General features: G+C 59.7%; 9 protein-coding genes and 1 pseudogene. 7 read left to right on the plus strand and 3 right to left on the minus strand.

Annotated features, from left to right (window positions below; all coding sequences use genetic code 11):
* Position 1 precedes the first annotated feature (1 nt).
* From CBM2588_RS30280 to CBM2588_RS30300, 5 genes are all read left to right on the plus strand, one after another.
* Positions 2-508 carry a hypothetical protein gene (locus tag CBM2588_RS30280; RefSeq protein ID WP_115683993.1) on the plus strand — a complete coding sequence of 169 codons (507 nt, stop codon included), beginning with the start codon at positions 2-4 and terminating at the stop codon, positions 506-508.
* The gene (locus CBM2588_RS30285; RefSeq protein WP_231942361.1) at positions 483-773 is read left to right on the plus strand and encodes a hypothetical protein; all 291 of its coding nucleotides are present in this window, start codon (positions 483-485) and stop codon (positions 771-773) included. Before CBM2588_RS30280 ends, CBM2588_RS30285 begins: the two co-directional genes overlap by 26 nt.
* Positions 774-776: 3 nt before the next feature.
* The gene (locus tag CBM2588_RS30290) at positions 777-1,394 is read left to right on the plus strand and encodes a DUF4400 domain-containing protein (RefSeq protein ID WP_115683994.1); all 618 of its coding nucleotides are present in this window, start codon (positions 777-779) and stop codon (positions 1,392-1,394) included.
* 151 nt (positions 1,395-1,545) lie between these two features.
* On the plus strand, positions 1,546-2,319 hold the full coding sequence (locus CBM2588_RS30295) for an ATPase (protein WP_373424426.1): 774 nt from the start codon (positions 1,546-1,548) through the stop codon (positions 2,317-2,319).
* Positions 2,320-2,632: 313 nt separating this feature from the next.
* Positions 2,633-4,360 carry an ATP-dependent helicase gene (locus tag CBM2588_RS30300; RefSeq protein ID WP_115683996.1) on the plus strand — a complete coding sequence of 576 codons (1,728 nt, stop codon included), beginning with the start codon at positions 2,633-2,635 and terminating at the stop codon, positions 4,358-4,360.
* A 79-nt stretch (positions 4,361-4,439) separates the two neighbouring features.
* Here CBM2588_RS30300 and CBM2588_RS30305 read toward each other — a convergent pair whose 3' ends face one another.
* A complete protein-coding gene (locus CBM2588_RS30305; RefSeq protein ID WP_115683997.1) occupies positions 4,440-5,837 on the minus strand; it encodes a replication initiation protein in 1,398 nt (465 codons plus the stop codon).
* Between the two features lie 1,137 nt (positions 5,838-6,974).
* Here CBM2588_RS30305 and CBM2588_RS30310 point away from each other — a divergent pair.
* Positions 6,975-8,186, plus strand: a complete 1,212-nt coding sequence (locus CBM2588_RS30310; RefSeq protein WP_172583729.1) for a ParA family protein — start codon at positions 6,975-6,977, stop codon at positions 8,184-8,186.
* Positions 8,183-9,154, plus strand: coding sequence for a ParB/RepB/Spo0J family partition protein (locus tag CBM2588_RS30315; RefSeq protein WP_115683998.1), 972 nt, complete (start codon positions 8,183-8,185; stop codon positions 9,152-9,154). Before CBM2588_RS30310 ends, CBM2588_RS30315 begins: the two co-directional genes overlap by 4 nt.
* Positions 9,155-10,268: 1,114 nt before the next feature.
* Here CBM2588_RS30315 and CBM2588_RS30320 read toward each other — a convergent pair.
* A pseudogene (locus CBM2588_RS30320) lies at positions 10,269-10,715 on the minus strand (IS481 family transposase); the annotation flags it as partial.
* Between the two features lie 201 nt (positions 10,716-10,916).
* The gene (locus tag CBM2588_RS30325) at positions 10,917-12,785 is read right to left on the minus strand and encodes a phage integrase family protein (RefSeq protein WP_115683999.1); all 1,869 of its coding nucleotides are present in this window, start codon (positions 12,783-12,785) and stop codon (positions 10,917-10,919) included.
* Between the last annotated feature and the right edge of the window lie 1,135 nt (positions 12,786-13,920).

Consider the following 13,920-nt stretch of genomic DNA (forward strand, 5'->3'; position numbering starts at 1 on the left):
AATGCCCTCCACCCTGTTCCGACAAATCGTCAAGGAATACAAGCTCTCGGCGAAGCTCTCACCGATGTTCATCGTGTCTCCCGACCTGGATGACATCTGCACCCGTGTGGTCGATTACATCGGCGTGAATTTCCGGGTGCGCGACGAACCGCTGGTCAAGGAGATGCTGACGGACGCCATCGCTGCGTGGCGCGCGGCGCGCAAGCACGGCGATGCAAACGTCGCCTTCATGCAGGGTCTGTTCGCGCGCGCCCATGATCTTTACGCGAAGCGCTACGCCGCCTTCAAGGGCGAAAGATACAACGTCTGGTATCCGTACCACGAATCCATCCCCGCGTTCGAGCAACGCCAGCCCGCTGGCTATGTCTGCCAGGTCGTCGACGAACCCGTGCCGGGAAACATCTCGCAACGGTGCGCCGCATTCCAACTTGCCGCTCGCGTCCTGACTGGCTACAGCTTCACCCGCTACTTTGAGACCTACGATGTCGCTCGAGACTATTCACACTAAGGCCGCGCGGTCCTTGGCAAGCCTGCGCGAGGCCCCGGTCCGGTGGACGGCGCGGATGTTCCGCGTCGATCTCGCGCTCGCACGTGAGATGCAGGCGTGGCTCAGTCAACCCGTATCCGGGCCGATGCCCGAACACTTCAGGCATGGCAATGCTGCAGCTTGCTTCGCCCTGATCAGCATTGCCGCGCGCAAGCCGGGGATCTTCTGGGGCGCGCTTATCGCCATCACGGCACTCCCGCTGCTGCTTCTGCTGCGTTGGGCCTGAACCATGGCCAGCTCCCGATTCGTCTCCCACGTCCGCGTATGGCTGCTGGTGTCGCCACTGATGCTCTGCGCGCTGATTCCGTTCATCCAGAACGATGCTGCCTTCGAAGTCAGCGATGCCGAACAGGCCTCGGTTTCGCACTGGATCGGCCCGGCCAGCGCGCGCGACGCTGCGTCCTTGGCGAATGACCGGTTCGATCGCTGGTTTGTCCAATCCGGCGCCCTGCAGGCATCGTTCGCCGGTTCCGATGCGGACACAGCACTGCCGGATGCCGGTGCATCCGAGTTCGGCCGTGGCTGGATGCGTCGATTCTGGTTGACCGTCTACCGGGCTGTCTATCGCGCGACCGTCGCCCATCACTGGCTTCTGGGCGGGTTCATCCTCTTCGCTGCCCTGCTTAATGATGGGGCGGTGTCGCGCAAGATTCGCGCCGCGGGCGCCGGATTCGCCAACCCCGTCACGTTCCACGTGGCGGCCCACGGCTTGCTGCTCTGCTTGGGCCTTGGCGCCACAGCCCTGCTCTTACCGGTTTCCCTGTTGGCCCATTGGTGGACGCTGGCCGTCTGCCTCGTGGGCCTCTTCAGTTGGCGCCTTGCGGCGTCTTTCCATGTCGGCAAATAACCGACACCCAGTCTCTATGACCCTCAATGGCCTCGAATGCTGGCCACTCCAGGAGAAATGAATGACCACCACGGAACTGTCCATTGCCGAGTCGCCTGCTGCTGCGGCCGATATCCCCACTCTTTCGACGGATATCCCGTCCGTTGCACCAATGCATTCTGACGTGGGCACCGCGGGCGCTGCGGACCGAGACGACGTCGAAACCGAGCTGATCGAGATGGAGGCGTCGGCCAACGCGCTGCGCAAGGAAGGTCTGATCTCGACCGCTGACCTCGAGAAGAAGAAGGCTGAAGTCGAGCGCACGCGCAAGCTCTTCCGCGAACTGCCGCCGGAAGACCGCCAGGCCATCGTGCGTCGCCGGCGCGAACTCGGTCGGCAGATCCTCGATCGCGAACTCGCCGGCGCGGCGGTGGTTGCGGTGAGTCTGAAGCTCAACCATACCCGCCTGCGTCCGCTTTTCGAGCAGTGGTGGCCATATATGAACCGCATGTCGCTCAACCTGCAGCGCTTTGGGCAGTCGACTTTTTCCCGGAGCGAACTGACGACGATTGAGACCTTCCTGGAGCGAGAACTCGCCAAGCTGGAAGACTATGTCGATGAACAACTGCGCGTAGCCACCGCCTACCGTGAGCAGCGGGAAAGCGAGATGCGGGCCAAGGACGACGTCATCTTCCAGCCGACCATCACCCGACCTTCCGTCGATATCGAAGTCCAGGCCTTCTCGCGATTCGCTGTTCGCGCGCTACAGGTGCTGATCAAGTTCGACAGGGCCATGGACCAGTTCGATTTCATGGTCTGGAACGGCATTCGCGATATGACCGACGTGAACGATGAAGTGACGCGCTTTCTCCGCAAGTTCCAGCCGCTGGGGCTGCGAAGCTACACGACGCACCTTAAGCTCATGACGACCGTGCGCGGGGTGTGACTGTCACGCAAGCCTGCATGGTGGTAGCGGGTTGCCAAGCGCACCATGCGCTTGGCATTTGGCTCCATGTGACACATTGAAGTCCATTGGACGGGCAAGCGCCACGTTCTAGCACTGTGTCGGCGCATCTGCCCCATCATGCCACTTGGGGTCAGCGTCATTGACTTCATTGGTGCCAAGCCCGGCCAACTGGAGCTTGCTCCCAGTTTCGAAGGCCTCCTTAGTCGCCGGCATCTGCCTCGACGTACCACTTCCGCGAACTTGCTATCTCGAACCGGCACCATGTGCCACGTACTCCCACATTGCACTCGCCATGTCGCTCGACAAGGTATTGGATGGACTGAACTCGGCCCAGCGCGAAGTTGTTGATCTCCGCCAGCACTGTGTTGCCGTCGCCGTCCCAGGCGCCGGGAAGACGGCCACAATTGCGGCGAAGGCAGCTGTGCTTCTCGCTGACCCTGGCATAACCGTTGGTGCTGTAACCTTCAGCAAGGACGCCGCTATTGAACTACGTGAGCGCATTCTGGCTCTCGCAGGCAAGGCGGCAAAGCCTCGGCTGCTCGCTGGCACATTTCATTCTCTCGCCTATCGCCAACTGGCGACACCTACTGGCAAGCGCCCCGACATTGCATCGGAAGGGCACCGGGCCGCGATGGTCAGCCAGGTACTCCACGACCTCGGATTGGAGATGAAGCTCGAAGAGGCTATCGCCATTATCGATCGCCTTAAAATGAGCCTGCATGAGCCAGCGGACGGAGGTACTGAGAGCCGTCTGTACCATGTGTATCAGAAGGTGCTGGGGCGCACCAAGCGCCTAGATTTTCAAGATTTGATGCGTCTTTCCGTCCAAGGGATGGAGGGCGGCACCATTGCACCCTATCGCCTCGATTACCTGCTTGTCGACGAGTTTCAGGATTGCGATGAGCTTCAGTGCCTTTGGACGGCGATTCACACCCGAAACGGTGCCGTCACTTGCATTGTAGGCGACGACGATCAGTGTATTTTCGCGTGGCGTTCGGCGCTGGGCTATCGTGGCATGAGCGCGTTCGCTAGCGAATTTGGGGCACGCCAGGTGATTCTTGGAAAGAACTACCGATCGACATCCGAGATCCTGAGCTTAGCGGACCGCGTCATCCGGAATAACAACGACCGGATCGACAAGGAACTTGTGTCACATCGCGGGCCGGGCGGGTCCGTTGAGTTTCTCCGTTACGACGACGAGTACAAGGAGGCTGTAGCTGCGGTAGAGTTTCTGGCCCCGCTACTGCGCGGCGGTCACACCGCGGCAATCCTTGCTCGGACCAATCGGATACTAGATCCGGTAGAAGCAATATGCCGCTCCCATGGGGTCAAGTACTACCGTGCAGCTGGCAAGTCGATTCTGGATCAGCCTGAAGCCGCGCTGTTTGCAGGCCTGCTGCGTATGCTTGAACGGCCAGCAGATGCGAGCCTGGAAAGCCTTCTCGCGTTTGCTGGACTAGATGAATCGGAACGGCAGCTGTTGCATGATTCGCTTCATATGGACAAGACACGCCTAGAGGTGAAGAAGAAAGACCTAATAGCCTTGGGTCTTTCGGAGCGCTCCGCCGACAAATACCGGGATTTCCTTAAGCGACTTTCCGAGTGGGGTTCGCTCACTGCGCGGGGCTTTCACTCGCTCGTGTTGGACGGTGTCCGTGAGTGGATGCTTGGCCTGGCCACTGTTGACCGTGCAAAGCGTGCGATCAACACCACGTATGATGTCGTGTCCAACCTAAGGGGCGCCTTTGAAGAGCGCCTGAGCTTCCTGGAGCGCCGAAATAACGAACCAGCAGCGGATGCAATCGTTTTGACGACAATGCACGCGTCCAAAGGGCTGCAGTGGTATGCGACGGTGCTAATCCGGTGCGAGGAAACCATCATCCCCGACGACGGGAGCGTCGAGTCTGAGGAGCGCAGGCTGTTCTACGTCGGTATGACCAGAGCACAGAATTTCTTGCGCATGTCGACGGCAAAGAAGAACCCGACGTCTCGCTTCGTTGTTGAGGCAGGGTTGGCATAGCTTGAGGGCCCGCCGGGGGCGAGTCCAGTCAACGCGCGGCAAGCCCCTGATGTCAGCAACTAATCAGCGTCGTCGATAGCTAGGCCACTTGGGCCTTGAGCCTGCCGAACACAAACTGTCCGAGGTACCAAGCCAGATCCGGCGTCGTAAGGATGATGTCTTCGGTGATAGAGGATGCCTCCAGCTTCATTCGCCTCAGCACCAGCTTGGCTTCCCTCGAGGCAAGCCAAGCTCGAATATGCTCGCGCTTCGCTTTTGCGTCAGAGGCCACGAATTGTTCCTTCCCTTGGCGCGACTCTTCGTTCATGCGCGCGCGAGTTTCATCGTCTCGTGATGCCACGCTGCGCTCGACAGATGTCTGCACTGCAACCTTCGCGGCCGCCTTCTCCGTTTCGTCGGTGAGCAGCTTCGTCTGGACCTGGACCATGGTTCGTTCGGCTTCGGACATGCGCCAGTTGTCACGCAGGGCTTTCATCAGATAGCCAGACGGACTCTTTTTCACCTGCCCACGATTGAGCTTGAAACGCGTGTATTCAATGGCTTGGAGGATCCGGTCATCGTTCCATGTGTCCCGGTTATCGGAGATCTCAGTGAACTGCCGCGTGGAGAGATTGAACTCGTCCTTCAGGATCTTGTAGATCTGGCTCGCGTCCGACAGGCTGGCCATCACTGCATCGGCGGTATCTTTACGCTTGAGGAGGAACCGGATACGGTCCACCTTCTTCGATGACGTCGATTCGGTCCGGGTCTCATAGGACAGTTCGATGTCGGAGATCTCATTGATTTCCCTGACTGCCGGCTCGAGCCAGTCGCGCTTGAAGTATTTGAAGATGCTGGCATTCGCGCCCATCTTCCCGGGCCAGGTTCGCATCTCGTCAAGCTTGATCCAGTCGGTGCGCCCTGCAGGAACGCTGGGTAAGACCTTGTCGTAGATGGCGCGCGCCAAGCTGCGGGTAAAAGCGGTCGAGATCCGCAAGCTTAGCCAGTGCGACTTGCGTGGGTCCCGTATATGCGGGATGAGGCTGTGGTGAACATCGAACCGGATACGACCACGATGCATCGCAACCATGCCGATCAACTGCACTTGCACCCAGATGTCATCCTCGGCCGGCTCACGGTCCGACGGCGTGTTGGTCACGCGGATTTTCGCGTTCTGGGCTTCATCGGCGATGGTGCGCAGATGTTTCAGATTACGGCTGTCATACCGCATCAGCCATTTGAAATAGTTCAGTTCAACGTCGTACTGGTCAACGGCTTCGGGTTCTTGCGCAACGATGAAATAGGCGGCATCCAGGAAACGTCGCGCCGCGAGGCCCATGTTGACAATTTCCGTGAAGAAATTGTTGCGCTGATATCCGATTTCGCGGTTCGCCTCGCTAATGGACGTGCCGAGGTCAAACATATCTTCGAACAAAGCGAGCGCCATTTGCCTAGGCGTGGTCCTCGCTTTCATTTCGGTCGGATTCTCGGCCGCCATACTTGTGGTTCCACTTGTTTTAGGCTGGTCAGACTCTATCACGTCATGGTGAGGTGGCTCAACACAATGAACCTCACCATGGCCGTCCACTAGCGGGACCGTTACGCACTAACACAAGGGACCTCACCTTACGCACAATGAATCTCACCATGGCGCGTCGGGATTGGTTGTGGCGCTAGCTTGAAGCCTAGGGCCGGCAGACATATCCACAGGCCCCGCACAACTCACCTCACCTTCGCCCAGCCCGCACAAAGAACCGCACCTTGGACAACAATGCATCTCACCATCGCCGCACAACGAACTGCACGTTTGCGGCACAACAAGCCTCACCTTTGGCACATTGCACCTCACCTTGATCATGTCAAGCGATTGATTTATAAGGAGATTTATTTTCTCTGTTTGTTGGTTAGGTTGTTTACTTCAAAAAAACATACAAACACTGAGCATCCAGCCTCCCGAAACCGAAAGCCGAAGCCGAGGCACATGAAGCAACAGGAGCCTCCGCATCCATGCCGGGGATTTCGTTCCCTTCCCAGATGTATATGCGTGGACTTGAGCCCAGTTTAGATGTAGCCGGTTGGTGCCCATTCCCGCTTGCAGCGATGCGAACCTCCACACCGTACTTGAAGGTGAGGTTGTATGTGCGTAGGCATAGGTGAGGTTTATTGTGCAAGAGCTGATTAGGTGAGGTTGATTGTGCGTGCATATTTCGCGAGCACAAAGCATCGGGCTGTTCACTGTATTGCTTTTTCCGGCACGGCTGTCGCCCTGCGAGGGATCACGGCTCGAACTCCACAGACCGCTCTCGCCCGGACGCACCGCCGATGTTGCCGATAAGGTGAGGTTGCTTGTGCACAATCCTGCAATTTTTGCGGTACACGGAACGGGGCGGCGGGTCTTCGCGCCTTGGATGGTGAGGTCATTTGTGCAAAGATCCCGAGGCGCAATGGAGAAATATCCACGTACCTGAAGCTTCTGTAATCGCCTATGGAGGGCAAGGCGCCTCTTTACCGCCTCAAAGTTCAGCAAAGCTGTAGCTTTTTGGGAAAATTGGCTTAAAAAACAGCGCTATATGAGGCGTTACTTAGCCGTTTCCTGTATTCTGAGGTTTCCGGAATTTTGTGAAGAAACCTCAGAATGGTGAAAACAAGCCAACTTCCTGCCGTTGACCGAACTGTCCCGCTCGAGCAGATCTCCCAGTTCGCGGAAAAGGTCACGATTTTCACGGATGAGCTTCGCGAGACGATACTCGCGCCCCGCCCAAGAAAAACCGCTCCAGTCTATAAAACGGGGGAGATTGCCGAGATGTGCAACATCTCGCATTCCCAGGTCCAGTATCTCGCCACCAAGGGGGATGGCGATCTGCCGCCAGGTACTGCCGCCGGAACCGGTCGCACGCGAACTTTCACGCTCGAAGAAGCGCGCATTTGGGTGCAGAAAGTCTCAGACGTGTATCAGACGCCTTTGGTCACCGGGACAAGGGAGCCTCAGGGCAAGATTATTATCACGGCCCAGCTGAAGGGTGGGTCGGCCAAAACCACGACCACGATGTGCCTCGCTCAAGGGCTGACGCTGCGCGGCCGGAAAGTGCTGGTGGTGGACCTGGATCCGCAGGCTTCGCTCTCGGAGTTGTGTGGGTTGTACGCAGAGAAGGACGTTTCGCCGGACGACTCCGTGCTGCCTTTTATCTATGATCAGCAGATTGAGGGGGGCTTGCTGGGCCAAGTGCAATCGACCTATTGGGACGGCCTGGACCTGATTCCCGCGCACACCGAGCTGATCGGGGCTGAGTTCCATTTGCCTGCCATGCAAAAGGTGAAGCCGGGTTTCCGTTTCTGGACTGTGCTGAGGGAAGGGCTAGAGCCGTTACGAAGGCACTATGACTATATCCTGATGGACACGTCGCCTTCGCTGTCGTATCTGAACTTGAATGCGCTTATGGCGGCCGACGCGATGGTGATGCCGATGGTTCCGGAGAACCTCGACTTCATCAGCTCGCTGTCGTTCTGGCGATTGTTCTCGGATGTTTCCAAGAGCTTTATCAAATACGAAGCAGACAAGAAGTACGACTTCGTATCGCTGCTGCTGTCCAAGGTCGACTATGGGCGCACGTCGTCTGCGCCCATAGTGCGGGCGTGGGCCCAGAGCGCTTACGAAAGCTGGCTGCATTCGATTGAAGTGCCCGCCAGCTCCGTGATGAGCACCGGGGCTTTGGCCTTCTCGACCGTATTTGATGTGAGCAGTACTCATAGCGCAGCGAAATCGCTGCAGCGGGTGCGCCAGCCGATTGTGGACTATTGCCGATGGCTGGATGAAATCTATGCAGAAAAATGGAGGAACGCGCAATGAGCAATATGCGAGAGCAGCTATTGGCAAAGACGGCTGGTATCCGTAAGACGTCGGCGATTCAGAAGGACGAGATTAAGCGCAACGATCGCACCCAAACGGCGCCGGGACTGGCAGGTGCCTTGGCTGTCGCACAGATGCGGGTACAGGAGCTCGAGGCCGCCGGGGTCGCTTCGCAAATTGCAGTTTCGGAGATCGGCCCGAACCCCTGGCAACCACGGCGTGTCTTCAACGATTCGAAGCTCTCCGACCTGGCGGAATCAATCCGTGAAGTGGGATTGATGCAGCCCATCGTTGTGCGCCGCGCCGAATCAGGCTATCAGATCGTGGCCGGTGAACGGCGGTGGCGGGCCCACAAGATGCTCGGCGCGGATACCATCAAGGCGGTAGTCGCCGAGCCTTCTGACGCAGATATGGCGGTACTTGCGCTCGTTGAAAACGTGAGCCGGGATGACCTGTCTGACTATGAGATTGCGCTCTCCATTCGGCAAACGGAGAAGGAGTTTCCGTCCCGCGCCCGTCTGGCGGAAGCCCTGGGGCTTTCGCGAAGTGGCCTCTATCGTTTCCTCAGCTTTGCCCAGCTGCCTGACTATGTCATTCGGGATCTGGATCTTCAGCCGAACCTGCTCGGCGGGACGGCTGCCGAGGCCATCGTCATGACGATCCGCAAGTACGGTGAGGCCGGCGATGCTGCGGCAAGGGAAATCTGGCCGCTAGTGGCGTCGGGCAAGATGGATCAAGGCAAGGCGGCAGGTGCGATCAAGGCGCTAGCGACTCGCCGGGCTGAGGCCGCCAGTTCAGCAAGCGAGCGTAGCATCGACAAGTTTTTTTCCGGTAAGGAACATGCGGGCTCGATCACGAAGGACGTCAATGGCTTCACTGTGAAGATCAAGGGCAATGTTCTTAGCGAAGCCCTCGAGACCCAGATTCGCCAACTGATCAGCGAGACGTTTCATCACCAGCCGAAGTAGGTGGGTGAGCATGGCAAGAAAACCCGCCGATGGCGGGTTTTTTGTTGAGCGTCTTATTTTGATAGGATTTCAGCGGCCTCGAGCGCGGCTTTTCCGGCGTGACTCTGCAATGTGTTGGGCCTACAGAGTGTCCCAAGTCGCGACAGTTGCATGTACCACGGCTCCCTAAGCAAAAAGCAAAAGAGGTTGTTCACCTGCATTCGAGAGGAACGCAGCGGTGTCGGCATGCATAGTTGATGCTGTCCCAAGTTGGGACACAAATGCCAAGCCGATGCACAGGAACATGCCAGTGACATTGCCTAATTCCAATATGGCTGCGCTCGGATTGCTTCGTCCGTCTCGGGCTTCAGACAAGCAGCTGGGCATGTGATAGGACAATTCATACGAGAAGTTATCGGCAGGCCCGTGTCCCAAGTTGGGACAGCTCCGTGCGGTACGATGCGCCAAGGAATTCTTGGTGGCCACGCGTGGGACGGCGCGGCCTTCGAGGTGATCACATGAATGATATTGCGTCTCGCAAGCCTTCTGTTGCCAGGGATTCCAGAAGGCAGCCCACTACTAGCGCCGGTTCTTAGGCAGTGAAGGCACTTCAGTACCAATGCGTCGCCTAGGCTGTCCCAAGTAGCGGCCTTGCATAACTTTAAGGTGACGGTCCCAAGCTGGACCGTGTGAAGCCCCGAACCCTATATTGGCCCCTGCAGGGATCGCCCACATCCACGCCTTGAGTGGACTGGGCCCCACCGACATCGCCTGGTACGTAGGGGTTTGGCAGGGAGATCCAATCGCCACCCGTGTATTGCCGTGAAGGGGCCCCCTAGACGAGGTCATGTCTTTAGGACCCGAGTTAAACTTTAGACGAGCCGGTCCGGAGTCTGCCGGGATCTCTCTCTGGCCTGCCATCCGCACCTTGCCTAGAGCGCCTCTGCCGCCCGGTATCAAGGCGATTTTGGACAGCGTGGTGTCCCGACTTGGGACAGTCGCGGGCAACGGCCTCGATGCGAGGTCGACTAGATGTGAAGCGTCAAGACGTCCTTTCTCGGCGCTGGAAGTCAGGACATGGGCGCACGGCCACCGATGCCGCTATGTGGTCGGTGCCAGTTATAGTGTTGCTGCCAACCGAATCGCGGCGGTTGCCGGTCACGCGGTGCCTGGGCCGCTCCAATGCGACTGAGCTTCTTGGTGTCGATGTGCGGCAGGTCCCCGACGCGGCGTGTTCATAGCACATGACGGGTTCGCGTGGCGGCAGATCGGCGAGCCGGGACAGGCCAGCGCGCGCGAGCAACCGGCTGACAGTGGATTCGGAAACACCAACACTGCGGGCGATTTGCCGCTGGAGCATCTGCCACTCGAAAATCAACAGGGCCTTGGATGGGTCAATGGTCCGCGGCGAGCGCCGGCACGCCACCTGCCAGATGGCGGCCCAGCACCACTTGCGAGCCGTGAGTGCTGTAACGCCATGGCTAGCGAATGTCTCGCGCACACTCAGGCCATGTTCGGTGATGTCTTGGACCACCTCGAGTCGACGGCCAAAGGTGAGTCGGGCATTCTTATGGGTGTTCATCCGGCCGAACTCTTGGAGTCTGGGTGTTTGGTGACTTTCCGTTTCCAGACTCAGTTCGGATGAGTCATGAATTCAAGGTATTGGAGCGTCACCATTAGGTAGTTCTAATGAACTGCCTCAGGAGGCTGTCCCAAGTTGGGACAGCCTCTCTACGCTTCGCGTTCGGCCCATTCCCCAGGTCGGGACACTGCAAGGCCAACCCTACTCCGAATTGGGAAAAAGTTTCGCTACGGCCATGAGGCTACGGGCTCGCTCTGCCCGCACATACAATGATGTCGTCTGCAGCGAGACGTGGCCTAACAGCCGCTGTAGGACATCCGGTGGCATCTCGTTGGCTACCGCATGCGTGGCAAAAGTATGCCGCAATGCATGCGGCGAGACTTGACGCAGCAGACTACGTTCCGCATCCGCCAGTGGCAGCGTTGCATCCTCGGCGATGCGCAGCAACATTGCGGTGAGCAACTGGTACAGCCCGTCCGGTGAGAACCCCTTTCCGGTCAAAGCCTGCTGGCCGTCTTCCCGGCTGAGGTGCTTCGCCCGAGCCGTGGGAGTGGCCGGTACCACCACGGGTGAAAGCAACGACAGCGACTGCGTCCCGTCCTCGAAATCATGACCTCTGTCATTCCAGTGGGCACGCAATGCCGCAACGACCCGCTGCGGAAGAAACACCGTGCGCCACTGGCTGCGCTTGCCAAGCAGCGCCAGTTCCCAGAGACCTGCGGGCGTGGCCGCCTGCATTGGTACGGGCTTGAGGTGGCAACGCAGCGCGCGGGCGGCCTCCTCGCGGCGCGCGCCGGTGCACCCCAACAGCAGTACCGCCGCCCGTGCCAGCCGGTACTGCGCCCCCGGTGCGTCGGCGTCGTTTGCGGTCAGTGGAGTGGCCCGCACACTCTCCGGCGACGACGCGGGCCACTTGGCGCAGAGCTGGTCGAGGATGCCATCAGGCCGAGCGAGCGTGTCCCAGAGGCTGTCTGGCAACGCCTTTTCGATCGCAAGCGGCACGTCGCGGCGCGCCGTCAGTGGGTCGTGCACCAGCAGCCAGGGATTGCCGCCGAGGTAGCGCACGCCAACCAGCCACGCAAAAAAACCGCGCAGCACCAGCACCGCGTAACGCTGAGATTCCGACTGAAGAGGGCCCGCAAACGGACGCCAGCGTGCCGAACTTCGGGGAACCTTGGGGCCGATCCAGGCCGCATCCGGCTGAGCCAGGAAATCCTTGTAGCGCTCACAATCCTCGGCGCTCACGCTGGACAAGGCGGTGCGGCGCACCCCCACGCACCACAGCAGGAACCGCTCGAGTTCCTTCTGATAGGCACGGGCCGTTTTGTCCCGGTCGTGAAACCGGTAGAGGTACGCCTGGATAGCCTCGAGATCATTGCGCGCGGCGATGAGACATAGGCCTGGCGCGCGATTGCGACCCTGGCTGCCATCGAGTGCCGGTACTACCCGTCGGATCTGCTCGAGCGGCACCAGGTTGCGAACGATATCCGGGGCCAGTTCGACCAACGCTGTCTGCGAGGTGTCGTCGGCGACTACGAGCGGACCCAGCGTGGCGGCATGGCCCTGTAGCCAGCGCTCGATCGCACGCGCCTTGCCCGCGCCCAACCGCGGGATCGGCAGGTACCAGCGCTTGCCCCGCGACTCAATATAGGCTTGTAGTTGCGCAAGCGTGTGGATCTGCTCCGCGCGTAGCGTCCGGAAGACAATTGGCCGCAGCCAGGCGGAGACCGGATCGTCAGGTTGCGGCCGAGAGAAATCCGCGTCCGCGGCCCTTACTAGGTAATCGATCGCCGTCTTCGGCCAGCGGTGGAAGCGGCGCGCGTCGGCCAACGTTTGCGACAGGTACGGATTCGCAAGACAGACGCGCTCAACCAGATGGTCCCGCATCGCGTCGAGCCGCGCCTCCAATTGCGCCGGGGTGTCGATACCGGCAGCCTGCAGCGCCTCCTCGTCATATACGCGCGATAGGATGTCGGCGGTGGGGATCCGGTTGAGGCGGAAGCGCAGCGCCGTGAAGTCGGCGCGGGTATAACGAGGGTGGGTGGAGGCGACGTGATTATGTTGAGCCATAGCTAGAGCGCAATGTCTGTTCGAAGTTCGGCTTACCTGATAACAATATTAAGGCTTGCCGGCGTTAGAGTCTTACGTGCGCGGATGGTGTCTGGGCTCACGGGTTTCCTGTCGCGGAAAAGCGGTGGCGCCTGCGGCATTTTGTGGCTACACTGGGCCCGCGTCTCCTCGGATCTATCCCGTCCGCAGCGCGCCGGGCGGCCCCCAAAGCCGATGCCGTCACTCGTTTCCCCTAGGTTGATCCCAACGCACCCTGAAAAATGCCGCATTCGGTGGAATAATTCAAACCTGATAATACCAGTTATCAGGCAACAAAAGCATCAGGCGGTGCAAAGTTACGCACATCAGACTCGCTCCCACAGCGGACGGTTACTACCTGATGTTGTCGCTGCTCGCGGCGATGTCGTTCGCGCAGACGACTTCAAACCGGGCGATAGCGAAGCAACGCGGACCGTAATCCCAGATAGCGGCTCGGGGTGTTTCGCCAACTGCATGACTTCGCCCGTCGCACAGGCGCGCGACAAACGCGCCGACAGCTTCTCGGTAAAGCCAGAACCTAGTGCCGCGCTCTAGCCCGCCGAGCAGGCGCCGCCTGCGGAGGGCGCCGGCCGGGTCGAGGGCGGCAGCCACCGTCCACCCGTGAGCTTGCTATTGCGCGATAATGGCACGCCGGCGGCGTTGACGGTGCCGCATGGCGCGATAGCCGCGCGCTGCCTTGTCAGGCCGGGCGATTGGCGCCATGCCTCGCGCCGGCAATAACCGCCTAACGAGGCAGGCAGCGTGGCGGCGCCTGCACTCCACCACGGCCCCAACGGACCGGTCGCGATCTCGTCGGCGTCCGGCGCATGCAAGCCGCCGTCCGCAAGCGTATCGCGGACGCGCCGCTCCGCCAGCGCTCAAAGCCAGGCGTGGGGTCCAATAGCGTCGGCCTGCGACCACCTCTGAATACGCGAGGTACGTGAGCACGTCGAGCCACACCACCAACGAATCCATCGCCACCATGTCCGCCGGCACCATGCGAGGGTGGCGGCACAACTCGGGGGCAAAAAGCGCAGCCGATCGCAAGGGGCAGCTGCCGGGCGGGCCGTCAGGATCCGACAACGTTATTGGAAACGCCCGGCCGCAGCGACACTCC

Source organism: Cupriavidus taiwanensis, from assembly GCF_900250075.1.
Lineage (GTDB): Bacteria > Pseudomonadota > Gammaproteobacteria > Burkholderiales > Burkholderiaceae > Cupriavidus > Cupriavidus taiwanensis_C.

What these genes read in the sequence shown, in the direction of transcription:
- CBM2588_RS30325 (WP_115683999.1), bottom strand. Translation starts at nt 12,785, where the DNA reads ATGGCTCAACATAATCACGTCGCCTCCACCCACCCTCGTTATACCCGC.
- CBM2588_RS30280 (WP_115683993.1), top strand. Translation starts at nt 2, where the DNA reads ATGCCCTCCACCCTGTTCCGACAAATCGTCAAGGAATACAAGCTCTCG.
- CBM2588_RS30315 (WP_115683998.1), top strand. Translation starts at nt 8,183, where the DNA reads ATGAGCAATATGCGAGAGCAGCTATTGGCAAAGACGGCTGGTATCCGT.
- CBM2588_RS30310 (WP_172583729.1), top strand. Translation starts at nt 6,975, where the DNA reads ATGGTGAAAACAAGCCAACTTCCTGCCGTTGACCGAACTGTCCCGCTC.
- CBM2588_RS30305 (WP_115683997.1), bottom strand. Translation starts at nt 5,837, where the DNA reads ATGGCGGCCGAGAATCCGACCGAAATGAAAGCGAGGACCACGCCTAGG.
- CBM2588_RS30290 (WP_115683994.1), top strand. Translation starts at nt 777, where the DNA reads ATGGCCAGCTCCCGATTCGTCTCCCACGTCCGCGTATGGCTGCTGGTG.
- CBM2588_RS30285 (WP_231942361.1), top strand. Translation starts at nt 483, where the DNA reads ATGTCGCTCGAGACTATTCACACTAAGGCCGCGCGGTCCTTGGCAAGC.
- CBM2588_RS30300 (WP_115683996.1), top strand. Translation starts at nt 2,633, where the DNA reads ATGTCGCTCGACAAGGTATTGGATGGACTGAACTCGGCCCAGCGCGAA.
- CBM2588_RS30295 (WP_373424426.1), top strand. Translation starts at nt 1,546, where the DNA reads ATGCATTCTGACGTGGGCACCGCGGGCGCTGCGGACCGAGACGACGTC.